Here is a 14629-nt window from a genome sequence, read left to right as displayed (position 1 = left end):
CTGGTTCGAAGAAAGCCGCAGACGCAAGTTTGCGGCTTTTTTGTTTGTGGCGACAGCATTGCGGCGCGCACAAAACGGCGGATGACGGGCTGCGCCCTCTTCCGCCCTACGATTGATCCGCGAACAGTAGGGCAGATAAGCGCAGCGCGCATCCGCCGAGGTGCCCCAAAACGCAAAAGCGGCTCCCTCGGGAGCCGCTTTTCATTTAAGCGCAGTTCAGTTAAGCGTAGCTACGCAGCCTCAGCGAGAAGTCCTGCAGCGACTTGATCCCCGACGCTTCCGCACGTGCGCACCAGTCCTGCAGCTGATGCAGCAGCTGGTCGCGCGTGAAGTGCGAACGCTCCCAGATCGCGCCCAGTTCCACGCGCATGTTGTGCATGGTCTCCAGCGCCTTGCTATGCTGGAACAGCTCGCTCAGCTGCTGCTTGTGCGGCGCTTCCAGCTTGCCTGGCTCGCGCTGCATCAGCTTGCGGCTCGACTTCAGGAAACGCGGCTCGGCCTTGTGCTTCAGGTGCTCGACTTCTTCACGCCATGCATGCTTGACCGACTTGGCGTACTTGGCCATGACATCATAGCGGTTGGCGATCACCGACTGCAACGTGTCGAAGTCAGCCACCAGTTTGCCGTGCTCGAAGGCTGGCTTCGGCGCCACCTTCTTGACCTTGGCCATGCCAACGATTTCCAGCGCGCGGATGTAGCCCCAGCCGATGTCGAACTCGTACCACTTCGACGACAGCTTGGCCGAGGTGGCATACGTGTGGTGATTGTTGTGCAGCTCTTCGCCGCCAATCAGGATACCGAACGGAATGATGTTGGTCGCCGCATCGGCGCAGTCATAGTTGCGGTAGCCCCAATAGTGGCCAATGCCGTTGATGATGCCGGCCGCGGTGATCGGGATCCACATCATCTGAATCGCCCAGATCGTCAGGCCGATCACGCCGAACAGCGCAACGTTGATGACCAGTTGCAGTACCACACCCATCCAGCTGTACTTGGTGTAGAGGTTGCGCTCGATCCAGTCGTCAGGCGTGCCGTGGCCATACTTCTGCATGGTCTCGAGGTTTTTCGACTCGGCGCGATACAGCTCGGCGCCTTCGAAGAACACTTTCTTGATGCCGCGGGTTACCGGGCTGTGCGGGTCTTCTTCGGTGTCGCACTTGGCGTGGTGCTTGCGGTGGATCGCCGCCCATTCCTTGGTCACCTGGCCAGTGGTCAGCCACAGCCAGAAACGGAAGAAGTGGCTCGGAATGGCGTGCAGCTCCAGCGCGCGGTGCGCTTGGTGGCGGTGAAGGTAGATGGTGACGGCAGCGATCGTGATGTGGGTGACGATCAGCGTGTAGATTACAACTTGCCAACCGGTCAGGCCAACCAGGCCGGTCGAGAGAAATTCAAGCACTGCATTGACGATGTTGCTGAACAAATTCATTCCTGCTCCAAAATGGTGGATGTTCCCACCACGCAGCATTTATTTCACAACGTGCAGGGAACCCACATTTTACGCTGATCTACTGACGCACGGAACGATTGTCACCAATCATTTCAAATGCTTTGATCAGGTCTTATCAGGAACACTCGCATTTTTCGGGAATGAGACGCCTTCTGCTTGCAAGAGCGACCATATCTTGAGGTTTGCCTCCGACAGCACGCTACCGCGCGTGTCCGGATCGGCCACCCACATCCCTACTTCAAGCTCGAAGCCGTTTGGCGCGAAACGGTTGAGCATGGCCGCCGGGGCCGGTGACGCCATCACTCTTGGCAGCGACGCGACGGCCGCTTCGAGCTTGGGCAACAGTTCATCGAGCCTGGCGTCGAAACCCACAGTCATCAGGGTAACGACCCGGGTTTTCTTGTCCGACAGCGAAGAATTAACGACCGCGCCCGAGACCAGCATTTCGTTCGGCACCATCGAGTCGGTGCCGTCCAGACTACGCAACACGGTATAGCGCGTATTGATGCGCGCAACCTTGCCGTTATATTTGTCGACGGTGATCGTATCGCCAATCGCCAGGCTGCGCTCCAGCAAAATCACGAAGCCAGATACATAGTTGCTGGCGATCTTTTGCAGGCCAAGGCCAAGACCGACGCCAAGCGCGCCGCCAAACACCGACAGTACAGTGAGGTCGATACCCACCATCGACAGGCTGACCAGCACGGCAACCAGGATCAGCACCGCGCGGCTCATGCGCGCCATCGCAACCCGCAAGGAGGTGTGCAGTCCTTCAACGCGCATCAGCCGTTCTTCGAGCGCAGTGCCGGCCCACAGCGCGAGCATCAGGAAAATGGCAACCGAGACTGTGGCCTGGAGAATCGTCGCCAGCGATACCTTGTTGCGCCCCAGTGGCAAGATGGTGCCTTCGAGAAAGGCAAACACCTCCGGCCACAGGCCGGTCAGGTACAGCGCGACGGCAAGCCACACCAGCAGCGCGAATATTTTTTCAAACGTGAGAATGGTGGCGCCGATCTGCCCATGGCGGGAAAACACGCGGCGCAGCAGGTAGAACGCCAGGCGGATCACTGCCAGCGAACCGAACACCGGCAAGGCCACGCGCAGCAGGTGGACATTGTGCAGGAAGGGTTTCAGAACCAGCGTCGCCACAAAGATCAGCGCCGCAATCAGCAAGGGCGCCAGCACGTGCCCGAAACTGGCCACGCCCGCGCGCACGACGCCGCCACGGCCCTCTTGCGCGCCCTTTCCGATATTGCTGCGGATCAGCCGCGCGAGGAACCAGCCCAGGCCCGCGCATGCCGCGATGGCCGCAGCCTGCCACAGCAGGTGCGGATCGCGGATGTCGGTGAGCAGGTCGTTAAGCAGGTTCGACAGTGGCATCAGCTGACTTATTCTTCTTCGGCGTCAGCCTCATCGGCAGCGGCAGGCGCAACCGGCTTCACCATTTTCTTGCGCTCCATGACTGCAGCAAAGAAACCGTCCGTCTGGTGCTTGTGCGGCAACAGCTTCAGGTAGTCGCCCATTTCCAGGTCGATCTTCTGCTCGGCCAGCACTTTGCTCATCGGCACCAGCTCGAAGTCATCGTGCGCGGCCAGGAACTGCTCGACGACACGGTCGTTCTCTTCGTCCAGCAGCGAACAGGTCGCGTAGACCAGGCGGCCGCCGCCCTTCAGCAGGCGCGCGGCGCCGTCGAGGATCGCGATCTGTTTGTCGTGCATCTCGGTGACAGCTTCCGGCTTCTGGCGCCATTTGACGTCAGGATTGCGGCGCAAGGTGCCCAGGCCGGAGCATGGCGCATCAACCAGGACGCGGTCCACTTTACCCGCGAGGCGCTTGATTTTAACGTCGCGTTCGTGCGCGATCTGGACCGGATGCACGTTTGACAGGCCGCTGCGCGCAAGGCGCGGCTTCAGCTTGGCAAGGCGCTTCTCGGACACGTCGAACGCGTACAGGCGGCCGGTGTTGCGCATCAGCGCGCCCAGCGCCAAGGTCTTGCCGCCTGCGCCCGCGCAGAAGTCGACCACCATCTCGCCGCGCTTGGCGCCGACGATCTGCGACAGCACCTGGCTGCCCTCGTCCTGCACTTCGATCGCGCCGGACTTAAACAGTGGCAGGTTTTGCAGCGATGGCTTCTTGTGTACACGCAGGCCCAGCGGCGCAAACGGCATTGGCTCGGCGGCGATCGGCGCCTGCGCCAGTTCGTTCATCACATCGTCGCGGGTGGCCTTGATGGAGTTGACGCGCAGGTCCAGCGGCGCTGGCTGGTTCAATGCTTCCGCGAGGGTCACGGTTTCTTCTTCGCCATACTGCGCGACGAATTTCTCGTACAGCCAATCCGGCAGGTTCGAACGCTTTTGCGCCGGCATCAGCGTGCGGTCGATTTCCTTGATGCGGGCGAGGAACTCAACCTCCTCCTCCGACAGGCCACCCAGGGAATCAGCGCCGACCGCTTCGGCCAGGCCGAGGATGGCCAGGCGGCGCATGCCGTTGCCCGAACCGGCGAAATCGGTGAAGAAGGATTTGTTACGCAACACTGCGTACACGCCTTCGGCAATGGCGCCGCGCTCGCGGCCGCCCAGGCGTGGGTGATCCTTGAAGTAGCGCGACAAGGTGGTGTCGGCTGGCGCCGAAAAACGCAAAATCTCGCGCAGTACTTCTTCGGTATTGGCCAGGATCGCTGGTGGCAGTCTCATGTATTTCCTTCGTTTAAATATTTACTGTGTCGGCGATGCGAACGTCGCCGCCGACGATGCTGAGCCGGTCCTCGACGAACAGTCGGATGGCGTACGGATACAGCTTGTGTTCTTCAAGCAGCACTCTCGCGGAGAGCGTGTCTTCGGTGTCGCCGGGCAGCACCGGCACCCTGGCCTGCGCCACGACCGGGCCGTGATCAAGCTCGGCGGTGACAAAATGCACGGTTGCGCCATGCTCTGCAACACCGCTGTCGATGGCTGCCTGGTGCGTGTGCAAGCCAGGGAACAGCGGCAGCAGCGACGGGTGGATGTTCAACATCCGGCCTTCGTAATGCTCGACAAACGGTGCGGTCAGGATGCGCATAAAGCCGGCCAGCACAACCAGGTCGGGCGAAAAACTGTCAATGACTTCCTGCAGCGCTGCATCGAACTCGGCGCGCGTGGCGAAATCCTTGTTCGGCACCACGGCGGTGGCAATGCCATGTGCCTGGGCGAATTCAAGCCCTTTGGCATCGGCTTTGTTGCTGATCACGGCCGCGATGCGTGCCGGCCACTGTTCTGAACGGGCTGCACGCACGACCGCTTCCATGTTGCTGCCGCGACCGGAAATAAGGATGACAATGTTTTTCATAGCGCGCATTGTACCCCGGCGAACAGGCCGAACCAAGGAAACGGGCTAAAAATGATGCGGCGCAGCATACACTTCGCCGCAATGGCGAACTGCCCTTGCAGGCTTACTCGAAAGAGTAGAATACCCTGAACGGGACCTTTTTCTCGGCCCAGAAGTCGGCCGCATCGCGGAACACGTCGAGCAAGGTCTCGCGGGCTTCCTTGTCGAATTTCTGCGTATTCGGCAATTGCTCGATGACCACGATAAAGCCGGGCTGCGGGCCTGCCTTGTGGATTGTTTCGGTGAGCGAGCCACGCAACGCTTCGAAATTCTTGCTGGCCGGCTTAGGAAAATGGAAGTTCTCGCCAATGCGCGCGCACACCTGCTGTTTGGTCAGGGTGTCGGCGCAGTGAGCGTACAGAAAGTGCTGCCCCAGGCGAGCGGCTTCCTCCTGCAGTTCCGTTACCCGGAACGCACGAATGGACTGCACTAGGTTAGGCGGCACTCTAATTAACAAACTCATTTTTCCCTCAAGTCGACCTGATGAACGGGGTGTTTTTTCTTTTTTCGATGCTGATGCGCTTCGCGTTTGCAGGTGCAAACACTTGTCTCCTAGGTTGGTTGCCACGCGCCAATATATCCCTGAATCATATAAGGGTAACGTTTTGTGGTAGTTGAATCAACCCGAATGTGATTAACCGCACTATATTTGTGAAAATATAGAAAGATTTCCGTGCAAAAGCATCAACTGGGCCGTATCCGCGGCGGGCAGATCAGTTAGCGGTCTGTTACATCTTGTTGCCACATGGATCAATTCGACGCCGCGCGCCGTATTACTATTAGAGCTGGAGCAGTACCAATGCAGTCCCACACCGAATTCAGACGAGGTACCAGATGAACTTGCAGACGAAATTGATGATGACCGTACTTGGCGTATGCGCGTTGCCGCTCGCGCAAGCCCAGGTCGCGGAGTTTGAAGACTACGGCAACGTGGTCCGCGTCAAGCCGCGTGTCGAGCAGATCCGCGAGCCGCGCCAGGAATGCCGCACCGAATACGTGCAAGTCCCGGTCGCCCAGCAGCAGCAACGTGGTACGGGCGGCGCCATCCTCGGCGCGATTGCCGGCGGCCTGCTCGGTAACCAGGTCGGCGGCGGCTCCGGCCGCGCCGCCGCGACGGCGGTTGGCGTCGTTGCCGGTACGATGGTGGGCGACAAGGTGCAGAACGATGGCCGTCCGGTACCGCAGCCTGGTTACCAGGAACAGGCGGTGCGCCAGTGCCGTACGATCGAAGCGATCGAGTCGCGCACCAACGGCTATGAAGTGACGTACGACTACCGTGGCCGCAGCTATACCACCGTGATGCCGCGTGATCCGGGCAACCGTGTCCGCCTGCGCGTGTCGGTTGAGCCAGAGATGAATCAGTAAGAAAAGCGGAAATCGTAGGGCGTACCCGCCCTACGATTTCCGGCTATTCGATGTTCCGCCCAAGCTATAATGCGCCGATCTCCCCAGGCCGCATTATGCTCATCAAACGCAAATCCATCGAACAAGTCGAATCCTCGCGCAAGCCAGCCCGCAAACCCAAGTTTGCTCCAGTAACCCTGTCCGAACAGGACGGCGTCCGCTACCTGCACTTCGGCACCGAATGGGTGCAAGGCGCCATGCGCATCCGCAAGCCTGACTGGCCGGAACTCGAATACGCCCAGCAAATGATGGCCTGGATGCTGTTCATCGAACAGCCGCGCAAGATCGTCCAGCTCGGCCTCGGATCGGCCACCCTCACCAAATTCTGCTACCGCCAGTTTCCCGAAGCGACAGTTACCGCTGTCGAGCTGAACGAATCGGTCATCACGATTTGCGCATCGATGTTCAAGCTGCCGCCGAACGATGAGCGGCTGGACGTGGTCCAAATGGATGCGTTCGACTTCGTCAATGACGAAGCCAACCACGGCCAGTACGACGTCATCCAGTGCGACCTGTATGACGCCACCGCGCGCGGCCCTGTCCTCGACACCCCAGAGTTCTACCAGGCCTGCAACGCGTGCCTGGGCGACCGCGGCATCATGACAGTGAACCTGTTCGGTGACCACCCAAGCTTCGCCAAGAACATCAAGGCTATGAAGTTCGCCTTCGATGAGGTAATTTGCCTGCCAGAAGTGCATGATGGTAATGTGGTTGCGATCTGCTTCAAGCAGCGCCCTGCCCTCGACCTCGAGGCCTTGCAGGCGCGCGCGGCGCAGATTGTGGCAACAACGAAGCTGCCGGCCAAATCGTGGGTCAAGGGGATCCAGGCCGCAGAATAACAAGCAGCGCCAGCACGGAGAGACGGCTTGAACGCAGACGTGAAACCAATAACGGCAACAGCATCGCCGGGCGGCCCAAGGCCGCATCGCTCGCTCGACCTCCAGACGATCTTCTCGTGGCTGCTTGCCGACGGCATCGTCGAGAAAGCCAAGGTCAAAGCCAGCTTCACGCAAGCACAAGGCATCCTGAAAAACGCGGTCGGCTCGATGCACCCGCTGTCGAGCATTGCCCAATGCAAGCTGATCTCGGCCCAACCGCCGCACCGCCTGCTCACGCTTGACCTGCTGAGCGAATACACCGCCAGCAAAGTCGGCCTGCCGTTCGTGCGCATCGACCCGCTGAAAATCGACTTCACCAAAGTGGCCGACGTGATGTCCGCCAGCTACGCGGCGCGCTTTAACATCCTTCCGCTGGAACTGACGGCAACGACCTTGACCGTGGCCACCGCCGACCCGTTCGTGACCGAATGGGAAGCGGAGATCGCCAAGATCTCGCGCCGCAAGATCCAGCTGGCGATGGCCAACCCGCTCGACATCGCGCAATACATTTCGCAGTTCTTCAGCCTGGCCAAGTCGATCAAGGACGCCAACAAGACCACCGGCCAGGACCTCGCGCTGCGCAACAACTTCGAACAGCTGGTTGAACTCGGCAAATCGAACAAGCAGGTTGATGCCAACGACCAGCACATCGTCAACATCGTCGACTGGCTGTGGCAGTACGCCTTCGAGCAGCGCGCCTCCGACATCCACCTCGAACCGAAACGCGACATGGCGGTCATCCGCTTCCGCATCGACGGCGTGCTGCACCAGGTCTACCAGGTGCCGGCGGTGGTGATGATCGCGATGACTGCGCGCATCAAGCTGCTGGGCCGCATGGATGTCATTGAAAAGCGCCGCCCGCAGGACGGCCGCATCAAGACGCGCACCAGCGGTGGGCAGGAAGTCGAACTGCGCCTGTCGACCATGCCGACCGCCTTTGGCGAAAAACTGGTGATGCGTATTTTTGACCCGGAAGTGGTGGTCAAGACGCTGCCTGAACTCGGCTTCCCGCTGGACGACGCGCGCCGCTGGGACGAGCTGACGGCGAAGCCGCACGGCATCATCCTCGTCACCGGCCCGACCGGCTCGGGCAAGACGACCACGCTGTACACCACGCTCAAGGCATTGGCCACATCGGAGGTCAACGTCTGCACCGTGGAAGACCCGATCGAAATGGTGGAGGCCTCCTTCAACCAGATGCAGGTACAGCCCGGCATCGACCTGTCGTTTGCCGACGGCGTCAAGGCGCTGATGCGGCAGGACCCGGACATCATCATGGTCGGCGAGATCCGTGACCTGGGCACCGCCGAGATGGCGATCCAGGCTGCGCTGACCGGGCACCTGGTGCTGTCGACCCTGCACACCAACGACGCGCCATCGGCGGTGATGCGCCTGCTGGAACTTGGCGTCCCCTACTATCTGCTGGAGGCGACACTGATCGGCATCATGGCGCAGCGCCTTGTGCGTACCCTGTGCCCGCACTGCAAGGCGCCGGACGGCCACATCAATGACGACGTGTGGGAAAGCATCGGCGGCGCGTGGAAGATTCCCAAGCCGCAGACCGTGTACCGCCCGATCGGCTGCCCGGAGTGCCGGCAGACCGGCTACCGCGGCCGTACCGGCATCTATGAGCTGCTGACCATCACCGAAGACTTTACCAAGCTGATCGGGGAAGACACCGACCTGCCCGGGCTGCGCCAGCAGAGCGTTGCGGATGGCATGAAGCCGCTACGCATCGCCGGGGCGCACAAGATCATCGAGGGGGTGACAACGGCCGATGAAGTGCTGAAAGTCACCGCCGCGTTGACCTGATTTTCGTTGTAATGCAACAAGACCCTAGCGCAAACGAAAAACCCGCGCTATAATCTTGCCTCTTTCGGGTCGTTAGCTCAGCTGGTAGAGCAGCGGACTTTTAATCCGTTGGTCGCAGGTTCGAATCCCGCACGGCCTACCACGAATGCGCAGTAAGCAATAAAGCAGTTACGAGAAATCGTAACTGCTTTTTTGTTTTGTGAAGCTGATTTGTTCGTTTAGCTATTTGTGCCTTAAACCCGCCCCTCATTCCGCACAAGCGCGCAAGGGCCGCGCTTGAATAAATCATCGAAGTCCGATGCGCTTCTGCGGCGAATCAGACCCTTACTTCTTCTCGAATGTCCTGTAGCCTGAATAATGCGCTAAAGCAACCCGCTGTCCGGCAACATCCGTACTGTAGACCTTTAAGTACAACACGGAGGAATTGCTATGCAACTTGCAGGGAAGCCAGCGGACCGCACGGCCTTCGAAAATGAAATCAACTCGCTGGAAGCGCAGACGGCGAACCTCGGTGCGCATCTCACCGTCGATTCCTCGGCCCGCCTTGCCTACACGCGTGAAATCAAACGAATGGCCGACAACCTGCGTGAACAGGCTATGCGCGAGCGGATAACTTGGGCGCAAGCGGCGCAGCAAGCGCAAGAGACACGCAACCTTGTCATGGGCGTTGTGAGAGCACGAAGCAGTCCGGTCGGTCGAGCAATGGCACAGAAGCTGAAGGCAAATGGTAAAACGCTTAACGAGATCATTGCGATGCAAACGATCAGGGCACATGGCAAGGCAGTCTCGTTCTCGACGCTTTCGGTTTCGCAAAAAAACTTAATCTATGCATCCATAGTAACGTCCGCAGCTAAATCAAATGTAGCAGTCACGAACGTCATGTCGCGCCTTTCTTCCGCAGGAAGAGGCTTGCTAGGTCTCTCGTTAGCGCTCTCCGTGTATGACATTGCGACCGCAGACGACAAGGTGGCGGCGACAAAACGGGAGATAATGACAACCGGGGCGGGTATTCCAGGCGGAATGGCGGGAGGCGCCATAGCAGGATTGGCGTGCGGGCCAGGCGCACCGGTATGCGTGGCTGTTGGTGCGTTCGCGGGCGGAGCGCTGGCGGCCTTTGGAGTCACATCCTTGTGGTAAAGCCGATGAAATTAATATCGCCTTCGGAATTCTCGTTGAAGCTGGTCCGGCCGTTAAGCGATCAGACCATGCCCCAAAGTGAGATCGTCATTCGCGGCGAACCCACGGGCACGCTGATCGATGGCGCAATTCTTGAGGCAACGGTTGGCTGGGATGGATGCTATCTTGCCTTCGCTACAGACGACATTCCTCATGAAGATACGCTGAGAATCTACCTGTTTGACTCCCACCTCAAACTGATCGACTCTGCAACGCTCGGCGGGATGTATTCGACTGGTTCATTTAATCACTTGGAACTGTCGCCGCCCAATATGCTTAGTTTCGCGTTTATCGGCGACACCACTTGGGTACTCGAGCTACTTGGCCGCGAGGAACTGGCGCTTCCATTTATCGGAGACCCTGAGGGAGTAAGCCGCCCATTTGCGTTCCACAGACGTTTCAGGATATATGGCCAACCGAAACCCGAAACCGGGTCTTAAATATCATCGATTCTTCTGCCAGTACGCGAACTCAGTCTCGTAGCAATTCGTCTCCAGCTCCGCGACCTTGTCCTGCATAACCTTCTGCGCATCGAGCACCGCCTGGTTGTAGATCGACGGCCCAATCTCACGCAAACAGAAATCAAGCAGCAGCTGCGCTTTCAGGTTGCCGATTTCTTCGTCGAAGTTGTTTGAGCAGTAGCGCTGCAGCGATGTGAGCAGGCGCTCTTCAGTTTCCTTGCTTAGTTTGATGGCCATGAATGTTCCGGGAAAAGTGAGCCAGCAGCTTACCACCGCTGCCCCGGTTCAAAATAGACATAAGCTTCAAAACAGGCTTTGCTGCCGGCTGGTCAGCGTCGAGAAATCATCATCGACAAACGGCAAAATGGCGTCCGCCACCGGCTGCAGCTGGCGCGTCAGATAGTGGTCGTAGTCGATAGCCGAGCGCCGCACCTCCAGCGGCTCCGGGCCGGCCAGCGTAATCACATAGCGAATCCAGCCGCCATTCTGGTATTGGAGCGGCCTTCCCTGCTCCCGGTTATATTCGTCGGCGATGCGCGCCGCGCGCACGTGGGGAGGAACGTTGCGCTCGTAGTCGTCCAACGGCCTGCGCAGGCGCTTGCGATATACCAGCAACTCGTCCAGTTCGCCGCTCGCCGTGCGGTTCGCATAGTCACGCACATAATCCTGGTAAGGCTCGCCTTTGAATATCTTCAGGTACAGCGCCTGCTGGAACTGCTGCGCCAGCGGCGTCCAGTCGCTGCGTACCGTCTCCAGACCCTTGTAAATCATTTCCTCGCTGCCGTCGGCACGGAGGATCAATCCCGCATAGCGCTTCTTGCTGCCCTCGTCCGAGCCGCGAATGGTCGGCATCAGGAAGCGCCTGTAGTGAGTTTCGTATTGGAGTTCAAGCGCGCTTTCGAGACCGAATTCGTCGCGCAGGTGTTCCCGCAACCACGCGTTCACATGGCGTACCAGCTCGCGGCCAATATGCCCCGCTTGTTCATCGGTATGCGCGTGCTTCAGCGAGACAAAGGTGGAATCTGTATCCCCATAAATGACCTCATAACCCTGGTCTTCGATCAGCTTGCGCGTCAGGTGCATGATCTCCTGGCCGCGCAAGGTAATCGATGATGCCAGGCGCGGATCGAAGAACCGGCAGCCGCTCGATCCGAGTACGCCGTAGAACGCATTCATGATAATCTTCAGCGCTTGCGACAATGGCTTGTTCTTGTCACGCTTGGCCTGGTCACGGCCATCCCATATCTGTTTCACGATCGCCGGCAGGCAGTGTTTGGTCCGCGAAAAGCGCGCTCCGCGGAAGCCCTCTACGGTGTCCTCGTCTTCGGCACGCGAACCTTCAACCAGCCCGACCGGGTCGATCAGGAAAGTGCGGATAATCGACGGGTACAGGCTTTTGTAATCGAGTACCAGCACCGAGTCGTACAGCCCCGATTTCGAATCCATCACATAACCGCCGGGACTGTTTTCGCCGGCGATGTCGCCCAGGTTCGGCGCCACATAGCCCTGCCGGTGCATCATCGGCATGTAGAGGTGCTCGAATGCCGCCACGGAGCCGCCGCTCCGGTCCACCGCGAGACCTGTCACACTCGCGCGTTCAAGCAGGAATGTCAGCAGCTCGGTCTTTTCGAAGATGCGGGTAACAAGCTCGCAGTCCTTCAGGTTGTACTTCGCCAGCGCTGGCTTGTCCTCCGCAAAGCGGCGGTCGATTTCCGCCATCCGCTGGTAAGGGTTATCGATGGATTTTCCTTCGCCGAGCAGCGTTTGCGATACGTGCTCCAGGCTGAATGAGGAAAAACTCCAGGTGGCCGATCTAAGCGCCTCAATACCGTCGATGATCAGGCGCCCGGCAACGCCAGCAAAGTAATGCTGTTGCCTGCCATGTTCGCGCCATTCCATTTCGCTGCCGTCGCGTCCTAAACGCAGTGGCACTTTATTGCGCTCGGCATGTCGTTGAAGGACGCGAAGGTCGAACTGCACCACGTTCCATCCGATGATGACATCGGGATCGTGGCGCTGGAACCAGAGGTTCAGCTTTTCGAGCATCGCGGCATGGCTGTCGCAATACTCGAGGTCGAAGTCGAGTTCTTCGTCGCCGCCATTCGGTGGACCGAGCATGTACACCTGCCGCTGCCCGCAGCCTTCCAGCGCTATCGAATACAGCTCGCCGTGCGCGGTGGTTTCAATATCGAGCGATGCAAGGGTCAGGCGCGGGCGGTAGCCAGGCGCCGGTTTTAACTGGCCATGCCCGTTGAACCAGACAGGGGCGGTGATAAACCGCTCCATCAGGTAGCGTTCGGGCGGGCGCACATCGGATTCGTAGACGTCGATACCGTAGTCGCGCAGGCGCTTGGCCAGCTTTAATAACTGGCGATACTGCGTGCAATACAGTCCCACCACAGGACGATGATGGAAATCGCTCAGGGAAAGCGGACGCAGTTCGTATGATTTCTCGTCGCGCAAAACCAGCTCGGCCTGTTCGCGCTGTTCGGCCGGGATAAACGCTACCGATGGATGCGGCGCGAGCCGGACCTGGCGCGGCCCGTTATCGGTCGCAAGCCAGAAGTCGACTTCGGTGCCGGCAGCGGTATCGCGCCAGTGCCGGGTTAAGAGAAATCCCTGCTGTAATTGGTCCAACGTCCTGCCTTTAATTTGAGGGGAGAATGCGCGAGCTTGCGGTAGGCCTCATACTGCACGTAATGTTACCTTCGTAGCCGTGAAAAGAACAATGACGACAACCGACCTTCCCTTCCGCGCAACCACAGCACAAGCATGCGACTGGCTGGAGCAGCAGACCGCTTCGCCATGGACCCTTGCGCGCCTGATCGAAAACGGCCTGACTCCCTACGTCTGGCTCGACTACGACGCCGCCCACCCTGATTTATTCGGCGAGGCCAACGGAGGCTATGCCGCGCCGATCTTCTTCGAAGGCGATACCCAGCGGCTGGCAAACGGTAGCGACGATGTCCTGATCACGATGACCAAGGACGCGTACAAAATCGTCGCCACGCTGCCGCCCCCGGGTTTTAGACGCTCGCTCGACGAACTGCGTTTCCTTAAAAAAGATCTTGAGCGCCTGGCGAACCAGTTAAAGCGCGACGCCGAGCCAAAACCGGTAAAGGCCGAGACAGCCCAGGAGTCGCGTGACGGCATCAACACGGAGCAGGTACTGGCCGCTTTTGGCAAGCTGGTGCGCATCGACCTGGCGCAAGCTCTCGCCGGTGGCGGCGGGATCTTTGGCGATGAAGGCGCCCGGGTAAATGGCAGCACCCGAAAATCCAAGAAGCATGCGCTCTGGAATCCGGTCACTCTGGCGCTTGGCCTTAACGACGTTTACCGCGTGCCGCTATCGCATCTGCGCAAGGCGTTCAAGGCGCACGAGTTCCTCGAAGACTGGGATGCGGAATGGACGCACACCCTCGCGCTCTTGGGCAAATAATCAGTCAGCAGGGTCCAGGACGAAAATCGCCCACGCCTTCGCCGGCGTCTTTTCGGTTGGCTTTTCCACCTGCACTTGCGCGCAGTCTTCAGCAGCCAGGCTACGCCAGTTTGGAATGCCCGCATTGGAAAATGCCGCCGTCGCTTTCGACCCCAGGCTGAGGTCCAGCGCCAGCCGTGCATTGCGCGGCTCGGTCTTGGAATAATTCACGCCGCGCAGTTCAAATCCGAAGGCGGCCAGCCACGATTCCCACGAGCCCGATTCCACGCCGGCGACGATACGCTTCAAAATTTCTTCGAGCGACAAGCCTTTCTTGACGACACCCCGCAGAACCGCAAGCGATGGCGCGTAGAGGGGATTGGCGCCCTGCTTGCCGGCGCCGTGGTCGGCAATCGCCTTCAATTCTTTCGAGAACGCCGCGTCGCGTTCGGTGTAATCGCGCATGCGCGAATAGAACCCGGCGTCGAGGAAAGGATTTTCTGGCCTGCCCCCTGGCGTATCGAAGGTTTTCTTGGCGGGAGCTTGTTTGTTGTTGGTCATGACGAAGGCCTCAGTGTGAAGGCCGTAGTTTAGCACCCCGACCTTTCCGTAGCGCGTGTGCCGCGGCCGTCGCGCCCTGCTGGATTGGCATTTTTGAATTATGATGAAT

At 59.3% G+C, this 14629-nt stretch carries 14 protein-coding genes and 1 tRNA gene; 7 read left to right on the top strand and 8 right to left on the bottom strand.

Annotation, left to right across the window (positions count from 1 at the left end):
- Positions 1–220: 220 nt before the first annotated feature.
- The 5 genes from LMJ30_RS09625 to LMJ30_RS09605 form a co-directional block, all read right to left on the bottom strand.
- Positions 221–1426 (bottom strand): DesA family fatty acid desaturase, encoded by a 1206-nt coding sequence (locus LMJ30_RS09625; RefSeq protein ID WP_229432133.1) that lies wholly within the window; start codon positions 1424–1426, stop codon positions 221–223.
- 126 nt (positions 1427–1552) lie between these two features.
- Positions 1553–2827, bottom strand: coding sequence for a mechanosensitive ion channel family protein (locus LMJ30_RS09620; RefSeq protein ID WP_229432132.1), 1275 nt, complete (start codon positions 2825–2827; stop codon positions 1553–1555).
- Positions 2828–2835: 8 nt separating this feature from the next.
- Positions 2836–4140 (bottom strand): RsmB/NOP family class I SAM-dependent RNA methyltransferase, encoded by a 1305-nt coding sequence (locus LMJ30_RS09615; RefSeq protein WP_229432131.1) that lies wholly within the window; start codon positions 4138–4140, stop codon positions 2836–2838.
- 13 nt (positions 4141–4153) lie between these two features.
- On the bottom strand, positions 4154–4771 hold the full coding sequence (gene purN / locus LMJ30_RS09610) for a phosphoribosylglycinamide formyltransferase (RefSeq protein WP_229432130.1): 618 nt from the start codon (positions 4769–4771) through the stop codon (positions 4154–4156).
- A 103-nt stretch (positions 4772–4874) separates the two neighbouring features.
- Complete coding sequence (locus LMJ30_RS09605; RefSeq protein WP_229432129.1) at positions 4875–5273, bottom strand: barstar family protein; 399 nt, start codon at positions 5271–5273, stop codon at positions 4875–4877.
- Between the two features lie 392 nt (positions 5274–5665).
- Between LMJ30_RS09605 and LMJ30_RS09600 the strand changes: the two genes are divergently transcribed.
- The 6 genes from LMJ30_RS09600 (at position 5666) to LMJ30_RS09575 (ending at position 10520) form a co-directional block, all read left to right on the top strand.
- Positions 5666–6175 (top strand): glycine zipper 2TM domain-containing protein, encoded by a 510-nt coding sequence (locus LMJ30_RS09600; RefSeq protein WP_307729292.1) that lies wholly within the window; start codon positions 5666–5668, stop codon positions 6173–6175.
- Positions 6176–6270: 95 nt separating this feature from the next.
- On the top strand, positions 6271–7053 hold the full coding sequence (locus tag LMJ30_RS09595; RefSeq protein WP_229432127.1) for a spermine/spermidine synthase domain-containing protein: 783 nt from the start codon (positions 6271–6273) through the stop codon (positions 7051–7053).
- Between the two features lie 27 nt (positions 7054–7080).
- Entirely contained in the window at positions 7081–8904 is a 1824-nt protein-coding gene (tfpB, locus tag LMJ30_RS09590) for a type IV pilus assembly ATPase TfpB (protein WP_371872992.1), read from the top strand.
- Between the two features lie 66 nt (positions 8905–8970).
- A tRNA-Lys gene (locus tag LMJ30_RS09585) sits at positions 8971–9046 on the top strand.
- A 287-nt stretch (positions 9047–9333) separates the two neighbouring features.
- On the top strand, positions 9334–10041 hold the full coding sequence (locus LMJ30_RS09580; protein WP_229432126.1) for a hypothetical protein: 708 nt from the start codon (positions 9334–9336) through the stop codon (positions 10039–10041).
- 5 nt (positions 10042–10046) lie between these two features.
- Complete coding sequence (locus tag LMJ30_RS09575) at positions 10047–10520, top strand: hypothetical protein (RefSeq protein ID WP_229432125.1); 474 nt, start codon at positions 10047–10049, stop codon at positions 10518–10520.
- Positions 10521–10523: 3 nt separating this feature from the next.
- Here LMJ30_RS09575 and LMJ30_RS09570 read toward each other — a convergent pair whose 3' ends face one another.
- Positions 10524–10778 (bottom strand): DUF2164 domain-containing protein, encoded by a 255-nt coding sequence (locus LMJ30_RS09570; RefSeq protein ID WP_229432124.1) that lies wholly within the window; start codon positions 10776–10778, stop codon positions 10524–10526.
- Positions 10779–10844: 66 nt separating this feature from the next.
- Positions 10845–13178, bottom strand: coding sequence for a DNA polymerase II (locus tag LMJ30_RS09565; protein WP_229432123.1), 2334 nt, complete (start codon positions 13176–13178; stop codon positions 10845–10847).
- A 91-nt stretch (positions 13179–13269) separates the two neighbouring features.
- Here LMJ30_RS09565 and LMJ30_RS09560 point away from each other — a divergent pair, with 91 nt between their 5' ends.
- Complete coding sequence (locus LMJ30_RS09560) at positions 13270–13980, top strand: hypothetical protein (protein ID WP_229432122.1); 711 nt, start codon at positions 13270–13272, stop codon at positions 13978–13980.
- Here the strand turns inward: LMJ30_RS09560 and LMJ30_RS09555 are convergent, their stop codons facing one another.
- Positions 13981–14520, bottom strand: coding sequence for a hypothetical protein (locus LMJ30_RS09555; RefSeq protein WP_229432121.1), 540 nt, complete (start codon positions 14518–14520; stop codon positions 13981–13983). It lies immediately after the preceding gene.
- Positions 14521–14629: the final 109 nt, after the last annotated feature.

The organism is Massilia agrisoli, from assembly GCF_020831365.1.
Taxonomy (GTDB): domain Bacteria; phylum Pseudomonadota; class Gammaproteobacteria; order Burkholderiales; family Burkholderiaceae_D; genus Telluria_A; species Telluria_A agrisoli.
Note: the sequence above shows the minus strand (reverse complement) of the source record. Positions and strands in the feature narration are given on the sequence as shown.

Coding starts and splice junctions, on each gene's coding strand:
- LMJ30_RS09625 (WP_229432133.1), bottom strand. CDS start 1,426: ATGAATTTGTTCAGCAACATCGTCAATGCAGTGCTTGAATTTCTCTCG.
- LMJ30_RS09620 (WP_229432132.1), bottom strand. CDS start 2,827: ATGCCACTGTCGAACCTGCTTAACGACCTGCTCACCGACATCCGCGAT.
- LMJ30_RS09615 (WP_229432131.1), bottom strand. CDS start 4,140: ATGAGACTGCCACCAGCGATCCTGGCCAATACCGAAGAAGTACTGCGC.
- purN (WP_229432130.1), bottom strand. CDS start 4,771: ATGAAAAACATTGTCATCCTTATTTCCGGTCGCGGCAGCAACATGGAA.
- LMJ30_RS09605 (WP_229432129.1), bottom strand. CDS start 5,273: ATGAGTTTGTTAATTAGAGTGCCGCCTAACCTAGTGCAGTCCATTCGT.
- LMJ30_RS09600 (WP_307729292.1), top strand. CDS start 5,666: ATGATGACCGTACTTGGCGTATGCGCGTTGCCGCTCGCGCAAGCCCAG.
- LMJ30_RS09595 (WP_229432127.1), top strand. CDS start 6,271: ATGCTCATCAAACGCAAATCCATCGAACAAGTCGAATCCTCGCGCAAG.
- LMJ30_RS09580 (WP_229432126.1), top strand. CDS start 9,334: ATGCAACTTGCAGGGAAGCCAGCGGACCGCACGGCCTTCGAAAATGAA.
- LMJ30_RS09575 (WP_229432125.1), top strand. CDS start 10,047: ATGAAATTAATATCGCCTTCGGAATTCTCGTTGAAGCTGGTCCGGCCG.
- LMJ30_RS09570 (WP_229432124.1), bottom strand. CDS start 10,778: ATGGCCATCAAACTAAGCAAGGAAACTGAAGAGCGCCTGCTCACATCG.
- LMJ30_RS09560 (WP_229432122.1), top strand. CDS start 13,270: ATGACGACAACCGACCTTCCCTTCCGCGCAACCACAGCACAAGCATGC.
- LMJ30_RS09555 (WP_229432121.1), bottom strand. CDS start 14,520: ATGACCAACAACAAACAAGCTCCCGCCAAGAAAACCTTCGATACGCCA.